Here is a 20,318-nt window from a genome sequence, read left to right as displayed (position 1 = left end):
CGCCTGCAGAATGCGGGCAGGTGCTGACGGTCTGAGTTCTTCCTCGACCCGATCCGGGAGATGCCGGCTGGAAGCCTGAGCGGGTCGGGCCCCGATCACGACAAGCCTGTCACCAAAGTTTTGTATGGCGGTTATTCTGCTGTCACCTCTCTTGCCTACACCCTCGGCCGGTGGATTCAACCGGGGGACCGAAGATGACCATGTTGCTGAAGGCTGGGGCTGTTGCCCTTGCGGCCATTGCCGCGCAAAGCGCCGTGGCGGCCGAGACGATCCGTTTTGCCGTAACCGATATCGACGGCATGGAAGCCGTCCAGCGCGAGATGGGGCCGTTCAAGGAGGCCTTCGAAAAGGTGTCGGGCCTGACGGTCGAATTCTTCCCCGTCTCGGGCCGCACCGTTGCTGTCGAGGCGATGGCGGCGGATCAGGTCGACTTCGTGCTGACCGGTCCGGCGGAATACGTGGTGTTCAACGCGCGTCTGGATGCCCAGCCCGTCGTGACGTGGAACCGGCCGGAATACTTTTCCAACGTGGTCGTGCTGGACTCGGCACCGTACCAGACCGTCGCGGACCTGAAGGGGCAGATGGTTTCCTTTGGCGAGATTGGATCGACCTCGCAGCACCTTTCGCCTGCCACGATGCTGGCCGAGGGCGGTCTGGTCTACGCGCAGGATTACGAGCCTGTCTTTCTGAAACGGAACATTGCGATGGAAGCCCTGATCAAGGGCGAGATCGCGGCGATCGGCCTGAACCGGACGCATATCGACCAGATGTCCGAGGCTTTCCCCGATCAGAAGCTGCGGGTTCTGGTGAAGGGCGACGAGCTGCCGAATGACGTGCTGCTGGCATCGGCCAAGGTGCCTGCCGAGGTCGTGGATGCGGTGCGCAAGACCTTTGCCGAGCATGGGGATGAGCTGCTGGCGGCCATCACCACGACGGAAGAGAACGAGAAGTATGTCGGCGGCAGCTTCAATGCGACTGTCACGGATGCCGACTACGACAACGTCCGCAAGATGTTTGAAAATGTTGGCGTGACCGAGTTCACCCAGTTCGTCGGCGAGTGAGCGGATGAACGCGCCGCTTCGGCAAGCCATTGTCACGGGGTCTGCGCAAGCAGGCCCCGTGGTGTCGGTCTCGGGTCTGGCAAAGGATTTCAACGGCAATCCTGTGCTGCGTGGGCTGGACTTCGCAGTCGCTGCCGGTGTGGCGACGGCGCTGATTGGGGCGAACGGATCAGGCAAATCGACCGCGCTGAAATGTCTGATCCGGCTGGTCGAACCTTCGGCCGGGCGGGTGGAGATGTTGGGGCAGCATGTGGCGGGCCTTGGCGCGCGCGATTTGCGGCGGTTCCGGTCGCAGGTGGGTGTGGTCTGGCAGAAGCACAATCTGGTGCCGCGCCTGTCGGCCCTATCAAATGTGGTGCATGGCGTGCAGGCGCGTATGGCTGGGCCGCGCGCGTGGTTCCAGTCGCTCGCTCCGGAAACGGTGCGAGAAGAGGCACTGGCCTGTCTGGCCCGCGTGGGGCTGGAGGCGAAAGCTTTGCAACGGGTGGATAGCCTGTCGGGAGGGCAACAGCAGCGGGTGGCGATTGCGCGGGTGCTGATGCAGCGGCCTGCCATCGTTCTGGCAGACGAGCCGGATGCGAGCCTTGACCCGCAATCGGGGGAAGAGGTGATGCGGCTGCTGTCCGGTTTGGCGCGGCAGGATGGGCTGACGCTCCTCTTCATCTCGCACCGGATGGAGCACACGCTGGAATTTTCGGACCGGATACTTGGGCTGCAGGGCGGGCGCATCGTGATGGATCGCGCTACGGCCAGCACGGATGCCGCGCAGTTGCGGCGGTTTTTCGAGGAATGAGCATGGCCGAGGTGTCCATCCCGCGCTTTCAACGGCGCAGCTTGCCGGAATGGCTGGGCTTCGTCGTGGTGGCGGCGCTGGTGATCAGTTCCATCGCGGCGACCGCGCCGGAATTGGGTGCGCTGGGGCGGGGGATCGACCGGCTGTTCGCGCCGTCGGGCCTGCTGGCGCAGATGTTTCCGCCCGACCCATCGCGTGTGGACCGGATTGCATGGAAGCTTCTGGAAACATTGCAGATGGCGGTGGCGGGGGCTGCGCTGGGCCTGATCTTTGCTGTGCCCTTTGCCATCCTTGCAACTGATCGTCTGTCGCCGCATCCCGCCGTGCGGTTGGTGGCACGGGGGATCATCGCGCTCTTTCGCACCATTCCTGACCTCGTCTGGGCGATCTTCTTCATCATCATGGTGGGGCTTGGCCCTGCTGCGGGCGTTCTGGCCATCATGGTGGACAAGATCGGGTTTGCGGGGCGCTTTTTCGCCGAGGCGATGGAAGAGGCCGATACCGGCCCGCAGGACGCGCTGCGCGCCATCGGGGCGAGCCGTCTGGGCATCATCTTTTCTGCCGTCTTTCCGGCGTGCTTGCCCTCCTTCACCGCCACATCGCTGTTCGCGCTGGAAAAGGCGGTGCGGGGGTCGGCGGCGCTGGGCCTTGTGGGGGCGGGCGGAATCGGGGTGGACCTGAAGGTCGCATTCGACCTGTTCAACTATGACGAGGCGCTGACCATCATCCTGATGCTGTTCGCGCTGGTCCTGATCGTGGAGCAGGGGTCCGGGTGGATCCGCTCCAAACTCATCTGAGGGATGGAATGAAGACCGACAGCGCGCATGTGTATTGGGATGCGGAATGGCACAAGGCCGACGGGTCGTCGCCATGGGCACAGGCCGAAGCGGAAGTGATGGAGCATGCGGCAACCTTGCCTGCGGGCGCGCGGGTGCTGGACCTTGGCGCCGGGATCGGGCGGCATGCGCTGGCGCTTGCGCGCGCGGGGATGCAGGTCGCGGCACTGGATGCGTCGGAGCAGTCGGTCAAGGTGATTGGGCTGGCGGCGCAGGCGGCGGGGCTGGAGATCGACATCCGCGAGGGGGCGATGACGGCGATGCCGTTTGCGGATGGCAGCTTTGACCATGTGCTGTCGTGGAACGTGATCTATCACGGGGACGAGGTGGTGGTCGCGCGGACACTGGCCGAGGTGCGGCGCGTACTGCGTCGGGGCGGAACCTTCATGGCGACGATGCTGTCGGCGCGTCGTCTGCCGGTGGAGCAGGCCAAGGCGCGGGGACATGAAGTGTCTCCCGGCTGCTGGGTGTTCGAGGGCGAGGGGGACAAGATACATCCACACTACTTCTGCAATGCCGCAACGCTGGTCAGGCTACTCGACGGGTTCGAACTGATGCGGTTGGAAGACCGGCAGCATGAAAAGCCCGGGTCATGGCATTGGCATCTGTTGGCGGAGCGGCTGTGATGGGCGCTTTTGTCATTGAGGGCGCGCGGGTGGTATTCGCGGATCGGGTCGAGCGCGCCTCGGTCCGCGTGGAAGGCGGGATCATCACAGGCGTCGACGTGGCGCGCGACGGCGCGGTTGTGATCGACGGGCGCGGCCGCTTGCTGGCGCCGGCCTTTGTCGATGTGCATGGCGATGCGTTCGAACGTCAGATCATGCCCCGTCCGGGGGTGATGGTGCCCATCGATGCGGCGCTTCTGGAAACCGACCGGCAACTGGCCGCGAACGGGATCGCTACGGCCTATCACGCGCTGACGCTGAGCTGGGAGCCGGGGTTGCGGTCTGTCGAGACGGGCTGGCAGGTGCTGCGCGGGCTGAAGCAGCTTGCAAAGCGGCTGACGGTGGAGAACCACCTGCAATTGCGGTGGGAGACATTCTGTCCCGGGGCGTTGCCCCTGATTGCCGAGGCGCTGGAAATGGCGGCGGTGCCTTCGGTGGCGTTCAACGACCACACGTCATCGGCCATGCTGCACCCGTCCATTGCGGTGCATGACCGGCCCTTTGACCTCGTGCCGGATTATCCTCTGGCTGATGTCACCTCGGCCGCGTTCCGCGAGAAGATGGAGGCGCGGGCAAAGCGGTCGGGGATGTCTGGAGCGGATTATGTCGCGCTGATGCTGTCGGTCTGGGATCGGCGGGGGAGGGTGGCGGACGACATCGCCAACGTGGCCTTTCTTGCACGCGACCGTGGCGCGCCGATGCTGAGCCATGATGACAGTCAGGTAGAGACGCGGGGTTTCTACCGCGCCCACGGGTCGCGGATCGCCGAGTTTCCAATGCATGATCGGGTGTTCACGGCGGCGCGCGAGGCGGGGGACTGGATCGTCCTTGGCGCGCCGAATGCGATGCGGGGTGGCAGTCATCTTGGCTCACCGGGGGCGGCGGACATGATCCGGCGGGGCCTGTGTGATGTGCTCGCGTCCGATTACTTCTACCCCGCGATGCTAGGGGCGGTGGTGCGGCTCTTTGCGGATGGGGTGGGGGATCTGGCCACGCTTTGGCGACTGGTGTCGGCCAACCCTGCAGCGGCGATGGGTCTGGCCGACCGGGGGCAGATCGCGCCGGGGATGCGGGGGGACCTGCTGCTCTTGGACTGGCCGGAGCAGGGTATGCCTTCGCCACTGCGGACATGGGTCGCGGGACGCGGAGGCTATTCGGCGCTGCCAGAGCCGCTGATGCGGACCGAGGTTTTCGGCTGACGGAGGGTGCGATGACGGACACCGCCTATGGGGAAGATGCGCCGGGCTTTACCTATTCCCATCCCGGCATGCCGCGCTTCCGGCGCGGGTTGATCCGGGCGGTGGAGCGGATCAGCGGACAACCGATGTTGCGGGGCTTGTGTCTCGACTGGGCCGCCGCGCCGCCTGCGGGCGAGACGGTGTTCGATGCGGCGCTGCGCCTGCTGCGGATCGCGGCGGAGATGCGCTGGCATGTGCCTGCGGCTGCGGTGCCGAAGGAAGGCGGGTTGCTGTTGGTGGCGAACCATCCTTACGGGATCGTGGACGGGTTGGCGCTGGGGCAGTTGGGGATGCGCCTGCGGGGGAACGTGCAGATATTGACCAACGCGGTCCTGTGCCAGCCGCCGGAAGTCAGCCAGCATCTGCTGCCCATCGACTTTAGCGGGACGGCCGAAGCGCGCAAGGCTTCAGCCCAGAGCCGCAGGTTGGCGGCTGAGTTGTTGGCCGCAGGGAAGGCGGTCGCGATGTTTCCGGCGGGTGGGATCGCGACGGCGAATGCACCGCTGCGGGGGCGGGCATTCGATGCGGAATGGCATTCCTTCATGGGCCGTCTGGCGACGGTTCCGGGTGTGACGGTACTGCCGATTTTCTTTCATGGTCAGAACTCGCGCCTGTTCCAGATGGCAAGCCATCTGTCCTATCCGATGCGGTTGGCGATGATCTTTCACGAGACGCGGCGTCTGATGGGGCGGCGGCTGGAGATGGAGATCGGTGCACCGGTATCATCCGGCGCGTTGCGTGCGTTACCCAAGGGTGAGGTTGCCGCAAAACTGCGCCACAGCGTGATGCGGTTGGGCGGTGTGTCGGACGAGGTATTCGTCTGGCCCGCCCATGTAAAGTGGTGACGCGTCAGGCGACGCGCCGCCCCTCCACCCAGGTCGACCGCAGCATGCCCGCCGTGCCGAACCGGCGCACGCGGATCAGGTCGGCGCGCTTGCCCGTGGCGATCTGGCCCCGATCCGTGAGACGCGCTGCCTGTGCAGGGGCCGCGGTTACCGTGGCGATGCCTCGCGGTAGGTCGTCCCAGAGGTCGCCCAGCATCAGCGCTGCGGAGAGGAGCGAGGAGGGGACGTAGTCGGAGGAGACGATGTCGAGCAGGTCGGACTGCGCCAGCGCCTGCGCCGCCACGTTGCCTGAATGAGACCCGCCGCGGACGAGGTTCGGCGCGCCCATCATCACGGCGATGCCGTGATCGCGGCAGGATTGCGCAGCCTCGACCGTCGTGGGGAATTCGGCGAAGGTCGCGCCGTGCTGGGCGGATTGGGTGACGTGGTCAGGCGTGGTGTCGTCGTGGCTTGCCAGCACCGCGCCGAAGCGCCGCGCCTCGGTCACGGCGGCCTGTTCGTGGGCGGTGGCGAAGCGATCCGACAGGGCCTTTTGCGCGGCGATATGGTCACGGAATTCGGCGTCGGAGAAGCCGTGCTTGCCGCAAACGTAGTTCTTCAGTTGCGTCATGTCGCGGAATTGGCGCTGGCCGGGGGTGTGGTCCATCAGGCTGACGATGCCGATGCCGTCCTCGGGGCCGAATTTCGCCAATTCATCTATCAGGGTTTCGGAGCAGACTTCGGCGCGCAGGTGGATCTTGTGGGAGATGCGCAGCGCGCCGGTGTCGCGCAGCGCCATGATCTCATCCGCCAAAGCGCGGGCATATTCGCCGTAATTGGCCTTTTTAGATTTCACCGAACCGACGCGGAGGGCGTCGAATACGGTCGTGATGCCAACCGACGCAAGTTCCGCGTCATGGGCGATGATAGCGGCGGCGCGGGGCCATCCGACCTTGGGGCGCGGTTCGATATGGCGTTCGAGATTGTCTGTATGTAGCTCGATCAGACCGGGGAGAAGAAGGTCGCCTTCGAGGTCCTCGCCCGCGCGGGTGGGGGTGTCGGAAAGGTCGACGATCAGGCCGTCGCGGATCAGGACGGACCCGTGCAGGATGCTATCGGGCAGGATGATGCGAGCATTGGTCAGGACGGTTTCGGTCATCTTTGTCTTTCGGTTCCGGTCGGAGGATGATGTGGTGCACGAGGACCGTCACACGGGTGTGACAGTCGAGCGTTAGAGCGGCGCGCATGGACGAATTTCGACGCTATGCGATCTACTACGCGCCCCGTGACGGGGCTTTTGCCGGGGCGGTGGCAAGCTGGCTTGGCTGGGATCCCGTGACGGGGGCTGCGGTGGCGCATCCGTCGCTCTACGGTTTGCCCGCGCCAGTCGAGGCGTTGACTGCCGAGCCCCGGAAATATGGGTTCCACGGGACGATCAAGGCCCCGTTCCGGCTGGCGGAGGGTGTCGGCCGTGCTGATCTGGAGCAGGAGGTCGCACGGCTTGCAGCGCGTCTGGCCCCGGTCGTGATGCCGGGGCTTCAGCTGGCAGCGCTGAAGGGGTTTGTCGCTTTGTTGCCCGAAGGCGATGAGGCGGATCTGCTGGAACTGGGAGCGGAAGTCGTCACCCAGCTTGACCCGTTGCGTGCAGCCCTGACCGGGGCAGAGGTTGCTAAACGTCGGCCCGAACGACTTTCCGCACGTCAACGGGCGCTGCTGGACCAGTGGGGCTATCCCTACGTTATGGAGGAGTTCCGGTTTCACCTGACCCTGACAGGCACTCTGCAAGCGCCGCAGGCGCGGGCGGTATTGGGGGTGCTTGAGCCGTGGCTTGCGCCGGTTCTGCCCCGGCCCTTCGTGATCGGGGACCTGTGCCTGTTCGGCGAGGATGCGGCGGGACGGTTCCATCTGCTGTCTCGTCACGCGTTGACGGGCTGAAGCGCCGCAAGGAAGCGGGCAGTGCCATCGGCCAAAGTGCCGCCATTGACCACATCCGTCACATGCAGTCCTGCCGGGACGTCATAGCTGGCGCGGGCGATACGGGCTTCGATATCCTCGGCCGTTTCGCGGCCCCGGGCGAGGAGGCGGTCGCGCAGCACGGCGGAGGGGGCGGAGACGCGGATGACGCGGAGGTGCGGGAAGAGGATCGCGGCCGCGTCGAGTGCGTGGCGCGAGCCGTTGAACAGAACGTCGCGTCCTGCAAGGTGTTCGGAGATCTGGAGAGCAGGCAAGCCATAGCGAAGGCCGTGCGCGCGCCAGTCCAGCGCGAAGTCGCCCCGCTTCTTGCGGGCGGCGAAATCGGCCTCGGACACGCCCTCGAAATCCTCGCCCCCGCTTTCGGTCGGGCGGGTGATCACGCGGCGGACGATCAGCAGATCGGGACGAGTGATGCGGGCGGCGTCGATCAGCGTGTCCTTGCCCGCGCCGGAGGGGCCGACGACGGCGATGAGTTGGCCTATCATGCGACGGCCTTCGGCGTGAAGGCCGTCACGTCCACAAGCCGGTCACAGACGCGGGCGCGCGCGCCTTCGTCGTGGAAGATGCCGAGGATAGCTGCGCCGCGTCCCTTCGCCTCTTCGATCAGGGCCAGGACGGTTTCGCGGTTGGCGGCGTCGAGACTGGCCGTGGGTTCGTCGAGGAGGAGCGCGGGGTAGGGGTGGGCGAAGCCGCGCGCGATGTTGACGCGTTGCTGTTCGCCGCCGGAGAAGGTGGTGGGCGACAGGGACCAGAGCCGTTCGGGGATGTTCAGGCGGGTCAAAAGGGTGGCGGCATGGGAGCGTGCCTCGTCGGCGGGCGCGCCGAGGACGCGCAGGGGTTCGGCCACCACGTCCAGCGTGGGAACGCGGGGGACGACGCGCAAGAACTGGCTCACATATCCCAGCGTCGCCCGGCGCAGCGCGATGATCTGGCGCGGTTCGGCGGTGGCGACGTCGGTGTCGCCCACCTTGATGGAGCCGGAGGCGGCTAGGTAGTTGCCCCAGATCATCCGCATGAGGGTGGATTTCCCCGCGCCGGAGGCCCCGGTCAGGCCCACGCATTCGCCGGAGGCGACGGTGAGCGTGGCCCCCTCCATCACCGGGATCGCCGCCGCGCCCTGGTTGTGCAGGGTGAAGGTCTTGGACAGGTTGGAAACGCGGATCATGGGTCAGACCTGAAGGACGGAGGAAACGAGGAGTTGCGTGTAGGGATGCTGCGGGTCGTCCAGCACCTGATCGGTCAGGCCCTGTTCCACCACGCGCCCCGATTTCATCACCATTAGGCGGTCGGCAAGCAGGCGCACCACGGCGAGGTCATGCGTGACGATGATGGCCGACAGGCCCATTTCGCGAACCAGACCGCGCAGCAGGTCCAGCAGCCTTGCCTGCACAGACACATCCAGTCCACCGGTCGGTTCATCCATGAACACAAGGCGCGGGCCAGTCACGAGGTTGCGCGCGATCTGGAGCCGTTGCTGCATCCCGCCGGAAAAGGCGGTCGGTCGGTCGTCGATGCGCTCGGCGGCGATCTCCACCCGCCCCAGCCAGTCGGTCGCGCGGTCGCGGATGTCGCCGTAATGGCGCGCGCCGACCGCCATCAGGCGTTCGCCGACGTTGCCGCCCGCCGTCACGCCCATCCGCAGCCCATCGCGGGGGTTCTGGTGGACGAAGGCCCAGTCGGTGCGCGACAGGCGGCGGCGTTCGGGTTCCGTCATCCGCAGCACGTCGCGCGGGCCGCCTGCGGTGTCGAAGATCACCTGCCCTTCATCCGGTGTCAGATGGCCGGCGAGGCAGGACAGAAGGGTAGATTTTCCCGATCCGCTTTCGCCCACGATCCCAAGCACTTCGCCGGGCCAGAGGTCGAAGGATACATCCGCGCAGCCGATGCGGCTGCCATAGCGTTTCGTCAGGTTGTCCACGCGCAGCAGGGGCGTGGCGGTGATGGGTTCCATCTTCATTCTGCGGCCTCCTGCATCGTCAGGCGGCCAGCATGGCCCGCCTCGCGCCGCGAGCGGCAGAAATCGGTGTCCGAGCAGACGAACATCCGGTTGCCCGCATCATCCACGATCACCTCGTCCAGATAGCTTTCCGATGCGCCGCAGAGATCGCAGTCATGTGGGGCCTTCGTGGCCTGAAACGGATGGTCGTCGAAGTCTAGGCTGACGACCTGCGTATGGGGCGGCAGGGCGTAGATGCGCTGTTCGCGACCCGCGCCAAAGAGTTGCAGGGCAGGGCAATCGCCAAGCTTCGGGTTGTCGAATTTCGGAATGGGCGAAGGGTCCATGACATAGCGCCCCTCCACCTTGACCGGATAGGCGTATGAGGTCGCGATGGAGCCGTGGCGGGCGATGTCTTCATAGAGCTTCACATGCATCAGCCCGTATTCTTCGAGCGAATGCATCTTGCGCGTCTCCGTCTCGCGCGGTTCGAGGAAGCGGAGCGGTTCGGGGATCGGCACCTGATAGACGAGAATCTGGTCTTCGGTCAGCGGGTGTTCCGGGATGCGGTGGCGCGTCTGGATGAGGGTGGCCTCTGCCGTCGCCTCGGTCGTGGCGACGCCTGCGGTGCGCTGGAAGAACTTCCGGATGGAGACGGCGTTAGTCGTGTCATCCGCGCCTTGGTCGATCACCTTCAGCCGGTCTTCGGGTGTCAGGCAGGCGGCAGTGACCTGCACGCCGCCCGTACCCCAGCCATAGGGCATCGGCATCTCTCGGCTGGCGAAGGGGACCTGATAGCCGGGGACCGCGATGCCTTTCAGGATGGCGCGGCGGATCATGCGTTTGGTCTGTTCGTCGAGATAGGCGAAGTTGTAGGATTGATCGGTCATTCCGCCGCCTCCTTCTGCGATGCGGCTGCCGCCTCGGCGCGCAGCTTGCGGATGAGTTCAAGCTCGCTCTGGAAATCGACGTAATGCGGCAGCTTGATGTGTTCGAGGAACCCCGTCGCCTGCACGTTGTCGGCATGCATCAGGACGAATTCCTCATCCTGTGCGGGGGCGCCGGTGAAATCTTCGCCCAGCTCCTTCCAGCGCAGGGCGCGGTCGACGAGGCTCATCGCGATGGCCTTGCGTTCGGTCTGGCCGAAGGTCAGGCCGTAGCCGCGCGTGAATTGCGGGGGTTCGGTCTTTGATCCTTTGAACTGGTTGACGGTCTCGCATTCCGTCAACTCCACCTCGCCGATGCAGATGGCAAAGCCCAACTCGGGGATGTCCATCTCGACCTCGACCATCCCGATACGGAGTTCGCCCACGAAGGCATGGGTGCGCCCGTAGCCGCGCTGGGTGGAATAGGCGAGGGAGAGGATGAAGCCCTCATCCCCGCGCGTGATGGCTTGCAGACGCAGGGCGCGGTCGGCCGGCAGTTCGATCGGTTCGCGCGTCAGGTCCGGCGGGGGTGTGTCGTCGCGGTCTGCCGTTTCGATCAGGCCGTCGCGGTTGAGGAAGCCGGTGATGTGGGGGACCGGGCCTTGGGTTGCGGGGGCCGTGGGGGCGGGCGGAACATCGCCGTCTGCGGCGAGGCGGAAGTCGAGCAGGCGGTGGGTGTAGTCGAAGGTCGGGCCGAGGATCTGCCCCCCCGGTGCGTCCTTGAAGGTCGCGCTGATGCGGCGGGTCATGTGCATCTGCGCCGTCTCGACCGGGCTGGAAAAGCCGTGGCGGGGCAGGGTCGTGCGGTAGGCGCGGATAAGGAACACCGCCTCGATCAAATCGCCGCGCGCCTGCTTGATCGCCAGCGCGGCGAGGTCGGGGTCATAGAGCGAGCCTTCGGCCATAACGCGATTGACGGCAAGGCGCAGCTGTTCGCGGATTTGCGGGACGGTCAGCACGGCGATGGCCGGATCGCCCCTGCGTTCTTCTGCAAGGAAGGCATGGGCATTGTCGATGGCGCGTTCGCCACCCTTGACGGCGACATACATCAGGCATCCCTCACGATGGTGGACCGGGGCAGACCCGCGATGCGGTTGCCGCAGGTCAGGAAGGCGTCGAAGCCCAGCGGAAAGAGGGAGCGGTTGGCGATGAAGGGGGCAGTGGCAGGAAGCGAGAGATAGGCGCTGCCCTTGATGCCGGGGCCTCGCAGCGTTGCGCCTTCCGGATGGAGGTTCGGCATCTCGATCACCAGCGTTGCGGCGCGGTCGGGGTATTCCGGCGTGCCGATGGCAAAGCGGTCGAGGGGGAGCAGCGCGTCCCACGTTCCGAAGGCGAAGGCTGCCTCGGCTGCGGCGACCAGTGGCGCGCCGGTGTGGAAGGTCAGCCAGTCACGCAAGTCCTGCGTGTCGTGATCGCCCGCCAGATGGACAGGCGTCGTCCCGTCGAGCAGCGTCAACGCCACAGCGCCTGCGGCGGACGAAAGGGGGGCGGGCGGCTCGGCACCGTCAACGGTGCGGATCGTACCGGGGCGCGCCAATGCATCAAGGATCGCGCGGAAGGCGCGGGCACTGTCTGTAGGGGGGGTGGCGAAGCCGCCGGTCAGGGTGTCGGGTGTCATTTGTCCTCTCCCCTGACCATGGTGAAGAAATCGACCTTGGTGGCGGCGGCCTTGGCGGCGCGGGTGGTGCGGCGGGCGGTTTCTTCGGCTGCCAGCGTGTCGAGGGTCGGGCGCAGTGCAGGCGCGGCATCGGTCTGCATCAGCGCATCCATGGTGGCGGCGCGCAGAGCATGGGTCCGGTCGCGGCCCTGCACGTAGGCATGGCCGACGGTGCCGTCGGTCAGGCGCAGCGAGCAGCGCGTCACCGTCATCTCGCCCAGATTGAAGGGCGCCCCGGTGCCGCCGATGCGCCCCTGCACCATGACGGATCCGATCTCGGGCGCACGCAGCAGGGTGTGATCGGGCAAGGGATCGGGAAAGAGCGAGGCCAACCTGTCCGCCGGCGCGCGGGCAAGGAGGGACATCCACGACTTGCGGTCCGGGTCTTGGGGGTGGGAAGAAGGCATCTTCGGGTTGCCGCCTGTTCTATACAACTATACAAATTTCTATAGCGCGGACCGTGTCACGGCGGTGCAAAGCTTTGGTGAAACTTTCATGACGGGGTGCCGCGATGGCCCGTTCCGCGCTGTGGCGCGAGATTGCCGCGACCTTGGCCGACGAGATCGGCCGCGGCCATGCCACCGACGGCCAGCGCCTTCCGACCGAGGCGGAACTGGCCGTGCGCTTTGGCGTGAACCGCCATACGGTGCGTCATGCCTTGGCCGATCTGGCGGCGCGGGGGCTGGTCCATTCCCGGCGCGGCGCAGGGGTCTTCGTCACCGGGCGACCGGTCAACTACCCGCTGGGTCGACGCGTGCGCTTTCATCAGGCGGTGGAGGCGCAGGGACAGGTGCCGTCGCGCGACTACACGCGGATCGAGACGCGGGGGGCGGATCAGGGCGAGGCGGCCGCGCTGGGCATCGCGGTCGGCGATGCGGTTCATGTGGTCGAGGGGATTTCCAGCGCGGACGGCCAGCCTCTTGCGGCCTTCCGGTCGGTGTTTCCCGGTTGGCTGGACGGTCTGCCCGATGCACTGCGGGGGGGCGCGTCGATCACGGCGGCGCTGGCGGCCTGCGGTGTGGCGGATTACACGCGGTCTTCCACGCGGCTGACGGCCAAGGCAGCAAAGCCGATGCTGGCGCTGCGCCTGCGGCTGGAGGAGGGCGCACCGATCCTGCGGAGCGAGGCGGTGAATGTGGGCAGCGACGGGCGCGTTGTCGAAATCGGCATGACCTGGTTTGCGGGCGACCGCGTGACGCTGACGGTCGGGGGTGATTGACGGACGGTGCGACCGTCACGGGCCTGTTGCACGCGTGGGTTATCCACAGGCACCGCAATCCGTGAGTGCAAGCCATGACCGCTTTCCTTACCCCGCTGCGCCTTGTCGGTGCGATGGTGCTGACCGATGACCGTTTCGACAGTCGCGCCGTGGGGGTGGTGTCGGGGCAGATCACGGATGGGCAGGGTCTGCCGGAGGTGGACCTTACGGGTTTCTGGGTGATGCCGGGGATTGTGGACCTGCACGGCGACGGGTTCGAACGACAGGTACTTCCGCGCCCTTCCGCGCCGTTCCCGCTAGGCCCGGCACTGGCCGCCACGGACCGCGAGGCGGCGTCGCATGGGGTGACAACCTGCTATCTGGCCCAGAGTTGGAGCTGGGAAGGCGGGATGCGCGGGCCAGAGCGGGCAGAGGCGTTGATGGCGGCCGTGCTGGACCATCGGGCGCGAGCGCTGACCGACCTGCGCGTGCAGCTTCGCGCCGAGACGCATCTTGTGGACGAAGTCCCGCGCCTGATCGCGGCGGTCGAACGGTTCCGGGTGGATTACGTCGTCTTCAACGACCATCTTGAAGAAGGCTTCCAGATGCGGCGGGCCAATCCCGATGGCTTTGCCCACTGGGCGCGCAAGGCGGGCCTGACCGAGGCAGAGCTAGCCGCGCGGATGGAGACGGCGCGCGAACAGGCGCGGGCGGTGCCGCGCGCGCTATGTGCCCTGGCCGAGGCGTTTGACAGGCTGGGCGTCACGTACGGCAGCCATGACGACCCCGACGCCGAAACGCGCGAGGTCTATCGGATGATCGGCGCGCGGGTTGCGGAGTTTCCGACGCGGTTCCGCGCGGCTGCCGCTGCCAAGGCAGGGGGAGACCCCGTGCTCATGGGTGCGCCGAATGTGGTGCGGGGTGGGTCGCAGGCGGGGAATGTGGCGGCAGTGGAACTGATCCGGCAGGGGCTGTGCGACGGGCTTGTGTCGGACTATCACCTGCCCGCCCTGCCATTGGCCGTCTGGAAACTGGTCGATGACGGGATCTTGCCGCTTGAGCGGGCTTGGGCGCTGGTTTCGTCGGGCCCGGCGCGCGTCCTTGGAATGGTGGATCGCGGTCGACTGGACGTCGGCCTGCGCGCGGATCTCGTGGTGGTGGACCAGGAAACGCGCGAGATTGCCGCGACCATCGCAGGCGGTCGGTTGTCGCATCTTTCGGGGCGGGCCGCGGCGCGGTTCCTGTCTGTGCGGGATGGAATGCGGATGGCGGCAGAGTGACGGTCAAACGGCGACGGGTTCGTACCGTTCCAGAAACGCCTCTGCCTTCAGGGCCCGGAAATCTTCCAGCGCCGCGCGGAGACGGGCATGGTCCCAATCCCACCAGGCCAGCGCCAGAAGCCGGTCGATCACCTGTGCCGGGAACCGCGCGCGGATCGGTGCCGCAGGGCATCCGGCGACGATCATGAAGGGCGCGACATCCTTGGTGACCACCGCCCCCGAGGCGACGATGGCACCGATGCCCACCGTCACCTCGGGCTTGATGATCGCGCCATGGCCGATCCAGCAATCCGCGCCAAGGGTGGTGCGGCGGGCGGCGCGGGCGGCGAAGAAGGTCGGATCGTCGGTCGCATCGTCCCAGTAATAGCTGGACCGGTAAAGGAAATGATGCTGCGCGGCATGGGCGAAGGGGTGGTCCGTCGGTCCGATCCGCGTCATGGCCGCGATGTTGGAAAAGCGACCGACGGTCGTGTTGGCGATATCGGCATAGCGGTCGCAATAGGCGTAATCTTGGAAAGTTGAATTCAGGACGCGCGCGCCTTCACCCACCTCGACCCATGCGCCGAGGGTCGAATTCACGACCTGTGCGCCAGCATGGATCAACGGCTTGGTGGCCGAGAGTTTCGTCATCTTCATTCCCCTTTGATCAGCTTGCGCCGCAGCCAGCCCGACAGGCTGTCCATGGCCATGACCATCAGGACGATCAGGACCATGTAGTAGCAGACCTCTTCCCAGTCCTTCTGGGTCTGGATGGCCTGTGTCAGCATCAGGCCGATGCCGCCGCCCACGATGGCGCCGACGACCGTCGCGCTGCGTGTGTTGGATTCGAGGTAGTAGAGGACCTGCGAGGCCAGAACGGGGATGATCTGCGGGATCACCCCGAAGCGCGCGCGTTGCAGGGCGTTCGCACCAGTTGAGCGGATGCCTTCGACCTGCTTCTCTTCGATGTTCTCGATCGCTTCCGAGAATGTTTTTCCGAAGCTGCCGGTATCAGTGATCAGGATGGCAAGTGCGCCTGTCATCGGACCGGGGCCGAAGGCGCGGGACAGGATGATGGTCCAGATCAAACCGTCCACGCCGCGCACGAAGTCGAAGATGCGGCGCAAGGCAAAGCGGACGGGGCCGAGCGGGTTGGCATTGCGCGCGGCGAGGAAGGCCAAGGGGAGCGAGATGACCGCCGCGCCGAAGGTGCCGAGGATCGCCATGAGCATGGTTTCAAAGATCGCCCAAGCCACGTCGCCGTGCCGCCACATCTCGTTGAACCAGATGTCATGGGCCATGCCCGCGATGTTGGACCGCGCGGGGTCCAGCCTGTCGCCCCAAAGCGCGAGGGCGGCCAGTTCCAGTGGGCTCTTGCCGTGGAAGGGGCTTTCGAGGGTGAAGAAGAACAGCTCCCACCCGGCGAAGTAGCGGAAGGTTTCGACCTTGGAACGGGTATAGGTGAAGCGGCCTTCTTCGGTGGTGACCGAGATGCGGTTGCCCGAGGCGTTGATCCAGTCGGGCAGGGGTTCGGGGGCAATCAACTTCAGCCGGTTGCCGTCGGGTGCGATGTCGATGGTGCCATAGCCGGGGACGACATAGCGCGCGCCCTTGTCGTCATAGGTCACGATGTGGCCTTCGCCGAGGTCGATGGTGGTGGTCGCGCCGTCGATGATGACCCAGTCTGGATGGGTTCCGGCCGGGTAGCGGCCCTTGGCTTCGCCTTCCACGGCGCTTTGCACGTCTCCGCTGCGGTTGTCGCGGGTGACGTGGACCTTGTGGGACCAGAAGTCCGAAAGAAGGATCGCCGCGTTGTCCATCTTGGCCCGCTGGGCGAGGCCGGGGATGTCGAAGGCAAAGAAGATGTAGGTGAAATAGGCAAGGATCAGCGCCGGGACGCCGAGCGCGATCAGGCGGCGCTTGCGGAAAGTGGCGAGGAGGGGTGTGCCCATGGGGGCGGTCAGGGTGGTGGTCATGTCAGTTCCCCTGCACAAGGCGGGCGCGCCAGCGGTCCGACAGGCGGTCGATGACGGCGATGGTGAGGAAGAGGAGCAGGAAGATCGCGACGACCTGATCGTAGCGCCCGCCTCCCCATTGCATGGCGATCTTCAGTTCGTAGCCGATCCCGCCTGCCCCCACGAAGCCGAGGATGGCTGAGGCGCGAACGTTTATCTCGAAGCGCAGGAGCGCGTAGGAGAGCCAGTTCGGCGCGACCTGCGGGATGATGCCGAACCACATCTTCTGTCCCCATGACGCGCCGACGGAGGTCAGCCCTTCCACAGGTTTCAGGTCGGCATTTTCGGCCACTTCGGAGAAGAGCTTGCCCAATGCGCCCATGGTGTGAAGCGCGATCGCGATCATGGCCGGGATCGGCCCGCCACCGAGGATGTAGATCAGCACAAGCGCAATCACGATTTCGGGGATGGCGCGCAGCGCGTCGGTGACGCGGCGCAGGACGGGGATCAGGCGGGGCCAGCGGGCAAGGCCGCGTGTCATCAGCAGCGCCAGGAAGCCCGCGCCAAGCACGCCCAGCAGGGTGGAGACGGCGGCGATGTTGATCGTCTCGATCAGCGATCCGACATGAGCCCACATCAGGCCGGGCAGGTTGGCGCTTTTCTCCCAGGCTTCACTGACCACTTCTGCGGGGAAGTCGTCCAGCCGGTGCAGACCGTCGAGGAAGCCGCCTGCGTTGCGGTCCTGCGCCACAAGGAAGCCCGAGGCCATGGTGGAGACGAAGAAGACAAGCAGAAGGCCGCCGTAAATCCGCTTGCGCCGCGTCGCCGCCAGATAGGCGGTGCCGGGTGCGGCGGCATCGGGGCGTTTGCCCGGTTCGGGTCCGAAGGCGATGTCGACCATGAATCCCCCAAAGAAAGGGGCCGGACCATTGCAGGGGTCCGGCCCGATGTGCCAGTCGATCAGTTGGAGGCTTCTTGAAGCTTCCGGGCCTCGATGATGCCGAGATAGGCGTCATGCGTGACCGGAACGAAGTCTTTTGCCTCACCCGCGGCGACGTTGTAGGCACAGTCCTTGTTCGTCTCGTGAAGGTCGGCAACGATCTGCGTGACCTTGTCCTTTACGTCCTGCGGCAGCGCCTTACGGACGACGACCGGGCCTTCGGGGATGAGCGAGGACTGCCAGATCATGACGAGGTCGTTCATGTCGACCAGCCCCGCATCGGCCGCCTTGCGGAACGCGCCCGAGTTGAAGCCGTCTTCCCAGTTGCCCAGACCGTCGGCCCAGCTCACGCCCGCGTCGAAATCTCCGTTCGCGACGCCGACGATCGACTGCTCGTGACCGCCCGAGAACTTCACCTCTGAGAAGTACTGGTTCAGGTCGCCGAGCTGGCCCTGCAGTTCCGCCGCCGGAACCAGATAGCCAGAGGTGGAGTTGGGATCGGCGAAGGCGAAGGTCTTGCCCTTGGCCTGTTCCATCGTGGTGATGCCGCTGTCGGCGCGTGCGAAGCCAAAGGCGTAGTAGCCGGTGGTGCCGTCCACGTTCTGCTTGGTCAGACGCACCTCGACCGCTTCAGGGTCGGTCAGGTAGGTCTTTGCATAGGCCGAAGCTCCGAGCCAACCGAAATCCAGCGTCCCGCCGACAAGACCCTGGATCACGCCATCATAATCGGCCGGAGTAAAGAGCTTTACCGGCACGCCGAGCGCCTCTTCGACCATCACGCGGAAGCACTCGTGGCCCGTAAGACGGTCCTGGGCGTTCTCGCCACCGAGGATGCCGATGTTGAATTCGGTGATCTCTTGCGCCTGTACGGCGCCGGCGAGGGTTGTGGTTGCCGCGAGGATAGCGAGCAGGTGCTTCATGGTCGTCTCCATGTGGAATGGCCCCCGTCTTGGGGGCGGGGGTGAAACTCAGGCGAGCATCTCGCGGGCGTAGGCGTCATCGCGCTTCGTCCCGAGTGCATCGATAGATGTGGAAGTGGCGTATTCGCTGAAGGACGCGTCCGCGCCGTAGATGTCGCGGGCGACACCCGTGGTCAGCTGGTCCGGCGTGCCGTCAAAGACGATGCGCCCGTCGCGCATCCCGATGACTCGGTCGCAGTAACGTCGCGCGGTGTCCAGCGTATGGAGGTTGGCGATCACCATGCGATTGTCCTCGTCATGGATGCGGCGCAGGGTGTCCATCACGACCTGCGCGTTCATCGGGTCGAGGCTTGCGATGGGTTCGTCCGCAAGGATCACCTTGGGATCCTGCATCAGGGCGCGGGCGATGGCGACGCGCTGCTGCTGTCCGCCCGACAGCGCCTCGGCCCGCTTTGACGCCTGTTCCGCGATCCCCAGACGGTCCAATATCGCCAGCGCCTTGAGGATATCGTCATCCGGCCAGAAACCGAACATCGTAGACAAGGTGGACCGGTGCGCCAGCGTGCCATGGACCACATTGGACACCACATCCATCCGCGGCACGAGGTTGAACTGCTGGAAGATCATCGCGCACTGGCTTTGCCAGTCGCGCATGTGACGCCCCGTCAGGGAAAGGATGTCGCGCCCGTCGAAATGGATTGTGCCAGAGGTCGCGTCGGTCAGGCGGTTCATCATGCGCAGAAAGGTCGATTTGCCTGCGCCGGACCGTCCGATCACCCCGATGAAACCCGATTTAGCGACCGTGAAGCTGACATTGTCGACAGCGGCTTTCGGGCCGAACATCCGCGTGACGCCTTTGACATCGAGAAGCATCGCATCCCCCTTTGGTTGTCGGGATGGCTAACCGCCTTTCATGACGCGGACGCTGCGGTTTGATGAAAGTTTTCCAACGCCACCCGTCGCAAAACGGTGATGTGACGGTCTTATTGCTGGCGGGCAGTTCAACAACGCGGTGCCGAAATGGACGATGCCCCCACGCCCCGAGATCTCGTTCTGTCCGATGCACTCGCTCCGGATATTGATACCGAAAGCGCCTTTCGCATCCTGATCGAGAGATGTTGCATAGACGTGGATGTCTGGATCGCCCGGTTCCTGGAACGGGATGATCCGCAGGGGGCGAAGAAAGCGCGTGTGGCGATCCGGCGGCTGACGACGACGTTGGATGCCTTTCGTCACATCCTTAAACGCAAGTCTCTTGCCACCGATCGCTCAAAGGCGAAGGCAATCTTCCGGATCATCGGTGAAGTGCGCGATGCGGATGTCTACCTCGACCTGCGTGGTGAGGTTGCCAAGACGAAAGACCGCAAAAAGGCACAGCGTCTTAGGGACCAGACTCGCGGAAAACTGCGCAAGGAGCGGGCCGTAGGGTTCGCGCCGGCATTGATGGCAAAGGTTTCCGATGGGTCCCTTTTCCGAGACAAAGTGCGAGGAACGGTCGCGCGGAAGCGCCCGCTGCGCGAAACCGCGGCAGAGGTTCTGCAGGAGTGCTGGGATGGCTGCATGTCCTATCCTGCGGACCTTGCGACGTTGTCGGACAGGCGCAGACACGACCTCCGCAAGGCGTTGAAGAGTTTGCGCTATGCGGGAGAATTTTTCTCGCCTGTCTGGCCGTCACCACTCTGGCCAGTCTTGCGAGGGAACCTGCGCGGGGCACAGGACGGTTTGGGCCAGCTGAATGACCTCGTGGTCGCACGACACAAAGATGGGAGGGTCGACAAGGATGCCGAGGCCGCCGCTCTGGCCTGCGCGTCCGATGCATGGTTGGCCCTGCGGGCCGCGCCTCGCTGGTGGGACGAAGCGGCGGTGCAACCTCACGGAATTGGCGCTTCGGCGACTGTCATGGAAACGTCATCCAACCTTTGCGCAACAGTCACGGAGCAGGGCTAGGACGGGCGGCGAAGCGCCACTGTGCGCTCGGGTCAATTCCAGGAGTGTCCAATGAACATCAGCAAACTCACCCTTACCGCCACGGCGGTTCTTGCCACCTCGACCGGCCTTGCGCTGGCGCGGGACAATGTGCAGGTGGCGGGGTCCTCGACCGTGCTGCCCTATGCCACCATCGTGGCCGAGGCCTTT

The 20,318-nt window shown here is 65.5% G+C and carries 23 protein-coding genes and 1 pseudogene; 11 read left to right on the top strand and 13 right to left on the bottom strand.

The window, feature by feature from the left end; all coding sequences use genetic code 11:
* Positions 1-194 precede the first annotated feature (194 nt).
* From GU927_RS19760 to GU927_RS19735, 6 genes are read left to right on the top strand one after another with little or no spacing between them, the layout of a single operon-like run.
* Entirely contained in the window at positions 195-1,061 is an 867-nt protein-coding gene (locus GU927_RS19760) for a phosphate/phosphite/phosphonate ABC transporter substrate-binding protein (protein ID WP_217765739.1), read from the top strand.
* A 4-nt stretch (positions 1,062-1,065) separates the two neighbouring features.
* Positions 1,066-1,854 (top strand): phosphonate ABC transporter ATP-binding protein, encoded by a 789-nt coding sequence (locus GU927_RS19755; RefSeq protein ID WP_161764131.1) that lies wholly within the window; start codon positions 1,066-1,068, stop codon positions 1,852-1,854.
* Positions 1,855-1,856: 2 nt separating this feature from the next.
* Positions 1,857-2,651 (top strand): phosphonate ABC transporter, permease protein PhnE, encoded by a 795-nt coding sequence (gene phnE, locus GU927_RS19750; RefSeq protein ID WP_217765738.1) that lies wholly within the window; start codon positions 1,857-1,859, stop codon positions 2,649-2,651.
* 8 nt (positions 2,652-2,659) lie between these two features.
* On the top strand, positions 2,660-3,316 hold the full coding sequence (locus GU927_RS19745; protein WP_161764129.1) for a class I SAM-dependent methyltransferase: 657 nt from the start codon (positions 2,660-2,662) through the stop codon (positions 3,314-3,316).
* Positions 3,316-4,554 (top strand): alpha-D-ribose 1-methylphosphonate 5-triphosphate diphosphatase, encoded by a 1,239-nt coding sequence (locus tag GU927_RS19740; protein ID WP_161764128.1) that lies wholly within the window; start codon positions 3,316-3,318, stop codon positions 4,552-4,554. Before GU927_RS19745 ends, GU927_RS19740 begins: the two co-directional genes overlap by 1 nt.
* 11 nt (positions 4,555-4,565) lie before the next feature.
* Positions 4,566-5,438, top strand: a complete 873-nt coding sequence (locus GU927_RS19735; RefSeq protein WP_161764127.1) for a hypothetical protein — start codon at positions 4,566-4,568, stop codon at positions 5,436-5,438.
* 4 nt (positions 5,439-5,442) lie between these two features.
* Here GU927_RS19735 and GU927_RS19730 read toward each other — a convergent pair whose 3' ends face one another.
* On the bottom strand, positions 5,443-6,576 hold the full coding sequence (locus tag GU927_RS19730; RefSeq protein ID WP_161764126.1) for an alpha-D-ribose 1-methylphosphonate 5-triphosphate diphosphatase: 1,134 nt from the start codon (positions 6,574-6,576) through the stop codon (positions 5,443-5,445).
* A gap of 86 nt (positions 6,577-6,662) precedes the next feature.
* On the opposite strand from GU927_RS19730, the gene GU927_RS19725 reads away from it, so the two are divergent.
* Positions 6,663-7,352, top strand: a complete 690-nt coding sequence (locus tag GU927_RS19725; protein ID WP_161764125.1) for a DUF1045 domain-containing protein — start codon at positions 6,663-6,665, stop codon at positions 7,350-7,352.
* Here the strand turns inward: GU927_RS19725 and phnN are convergent.
* From phnN to phnG, 7 genes are read right to left on the bottom strand one after another with little or no spacing between them, the layout of a single operon-like run.
* Positions 7,334-7,876, bottom strand: a complete 543-nt coding sequence (gene phnN, locus GU927_RS19720; RefSeq protein ID WP_161764124.1) for a phosphonate metabolism protein/1,5-bisphosphokinase (PRPP-forming) PhnN — start codon at positions 7,874-7,876, stop codon at positions 7,334-7,336. The genes GU927_RS19725 and phnN overlap by 19 nt on opposite strands.
* Positions 7,873-8,556 carry a phosphonate C-P lyase system protein PhnL gene (gene phnL, locus GU927_RS19715; protein WP_161764123.1) on the bottom strand — a complete coding sequence of 228 codons (684 nt, stop codon included), beginning with the start codon at positions 8,554-8,556 and terminating at the stop codon, positions 7,873-7,875. The genes phnN and phnL overlap by 4 nt, the downstream gene beginning before the upstream one ends.
* A 3-nt stretch (positions 8,557-8,559) precedes the next feature.
* Positions 8,560-9,342, bottom strand: a complete 783-nt coding sequence (gene phnK, locus GU927_RS19710; protein ID WP_161764151.1) for a phosphonate C-P lyase system protein PhnK — start codon at positions 9,340-9,342, stop codon at positions 8,560-8,562.
* Between the two features lie 2 nt (positions 9,343-9,344).
* Positions 9,345-10,217: an alpha-D-ribose 1-methylphosphonate 5-phosphate C-P-lyase PhnJ gene (locus GU927_RS19705; RefSeq protein ID WP_161764122.1), complete on the bottom strand. Its 873-nt coding sequence runs from the start codon at positions 10,215-10,217 to the stop codon at positions 9,345-9,347.
* A complete protein-coding gene (locus GU927_RS19700) occupies positions 10,214-11,302 on the bottom strand; it encodes a carbon-phosphorus lyase complex subunit PhnI (protein WP_161764121.1) in 1,089 nt (362 codons plus the stop codon). The genes GU927_RS19705 and GU927_RS19700 overlap by 4 nt, the downstream gene beginning before the upstream one ends.
* Complete coding sequence (gene phnH / locus GU927_RS19695; RefSeq protein ID WP_161764120.1) at positions 11,302-11,871, bottom strand: phosphonate C-P lyase system protein PhnH; 570 nt, start codon at positions 11,869-11,871, stop codon at positions 11,302-11,304. The genes GU927_RS19700 and phnH overlap by 1 nt, the downstream gene beginning before the upstream one ends.
* Positions 11,868-12,317 carry a phosphonate C-P lyase system protein PhnG gene (gene phnG / locus GU927_RS19690; RefSeq protein WP_161764119.1) on the bottom strand — a complete coding sequence of 150 codons (450 nt, stop codon included), beginning with the start codon at positions 12,315-12,317 and terminating at the stop codon, positions 11,868-11,870. Before phnG ends, phnH begins: the two co-directional genes overlap by 4 nt.
* Before the next feature lie 104 nt (positions 12,318-12,421).
* Between phnG and phnF the strand changes: the two genes are divergently transcribed.
* Together phnF and GU927_RS19680 are read left to right on the top strand one after the other, a co-directional pair.
* Positions 12,422-13,129 carry a phosphonate metabolism transcriptional regulator PhnF gene (gene phnF, locus GU927_RS19685; protein ID WP_161764118.1) on the top strand — a complete coding sequence of 236 codons (708 nt, stop codon included), beginning with the start codon at positions 12,422-12,424 and terminating at the stop codon, positions 13,127-13,129.
* A 74-nt stretch (positions 13,130-13,203) separates the two neighbouring features.
* Positions 13,204-14,388: an alpha-D-ribose 1-methylphosphonate 5-triphosphate diphosphatase gene (locus GU927_RS19680; RefSeq protein WP_161764117.1), complete on the top strand. Its 1,185-nt coding sequence runs from the start codon at positions 13,204-13,206 to the stop codon at positions 14,386-14,388.
* A gap of 3 nt (positions 14,389-14,391) precedes the next feature.
* On the opposite strand, the gene GU927_RS19675 is transcribed toward GU927_RS19680, so the two are convergent.
* Genes GU927_RS19675 through phnC form a run of 5 tightly spaced genes read right to left on the bottom strand, consistent with a single transcriptional unit; the run spans position 14,392 to position 19,055 of the window.
* Entirely contained in the window at positions 14,392-15,018 is a 627-nt protein-coding gene (locus GU927_RS19675) for a chloramphenicol acetyltransferase (protein ID WP_161764116.1), read from the bottom strand.
* Between the two features lie 2 nt (positions 15,019-15,020).
* Complete coding sequence (gene phnE, locus GU927_RS19670; RefSeq protein ID WP_161764115.1) at positions 15,021-16,343, bottom strand: phosphonate ABC transporter, permease protein PhnE; 1,323 nt, start codon at positions 16,341-16,343, stop codon at positions 15,021-15,023.
* Between the two features lies 1 nt (position 16,344).
* Positions 16,345-17,223, bottom strand: a complete 879-nt coding sequence (phnE, locus tag GU927_RS19665) for a phosphonate ABC transporter, permease protein PhnE (RefSeq protein WP_161764114.1) — start codon at positions 17,221-17,223, stop codon at positions 16,345-16,347.
* Positions 17,224-17,282: 59 nt separating this feature from the next.
* Entirely contained in the window at positions 17,283-18,182 is a 900-nt protein-coding gene (gene phnD / locus GU927_RS19660; protein WP_161764113.1) for a phosphonate ABC transporter substrate-binding protein, read from the bottom strand.
* Between the two features lie 48 nt (positions 18,183-18,230).
* Positions 18,231-19,055: a phosphonate ABC transporter ATP-binding protein gene (gene phnC, locus GU927_RS19655; protein WP_161764112.1), complete on the bottom strand. Its 825-nt coding sequence runs from the start codon at positions 19,053-19,055 to the stop codon at positions 18,231-18,233.
* Between the two features lie 147 nt (positions 19,056-19,202).
* Between phnC and GU927_RS19650 the strand changes: the two genes are divergently transcribed.
* Complete coding sequence (locus GU927_RS19650; RefSeq protein WP_161764111.1) at positions 19,203-20,129, top strand: CHAD domain-containing protein; 927 nt, start codon at positions 19,203-19,205, stop codon at positions 20,127-20,129.
* Positions 20,130-20,180: 51 nt separating this feature from the next.
* A pseudogene (locus tag GU927_RS19645) lies at positions 20,181-20,318 on the top strand (phosphonate ABC transporter substrate-binding protein); the annotation flags it as partial.

This window comes from Paragemmobacter amnigenus, from assembly GCF_009908265.2.
GTDB classification, from domain to species: domain Bacteria; phylum Pseudomonadota; class Alphaproteobacteria; order Rhodobacterales; family Rhodobacteraceae; genus Paragemmobacter; species Paragemmobacter amnigenus.
The sequence above is the reverse complement of the archived record's forward strand: the minus strand, read 5'-3'. Positions and strand labels throughout refer to the sequence as shown.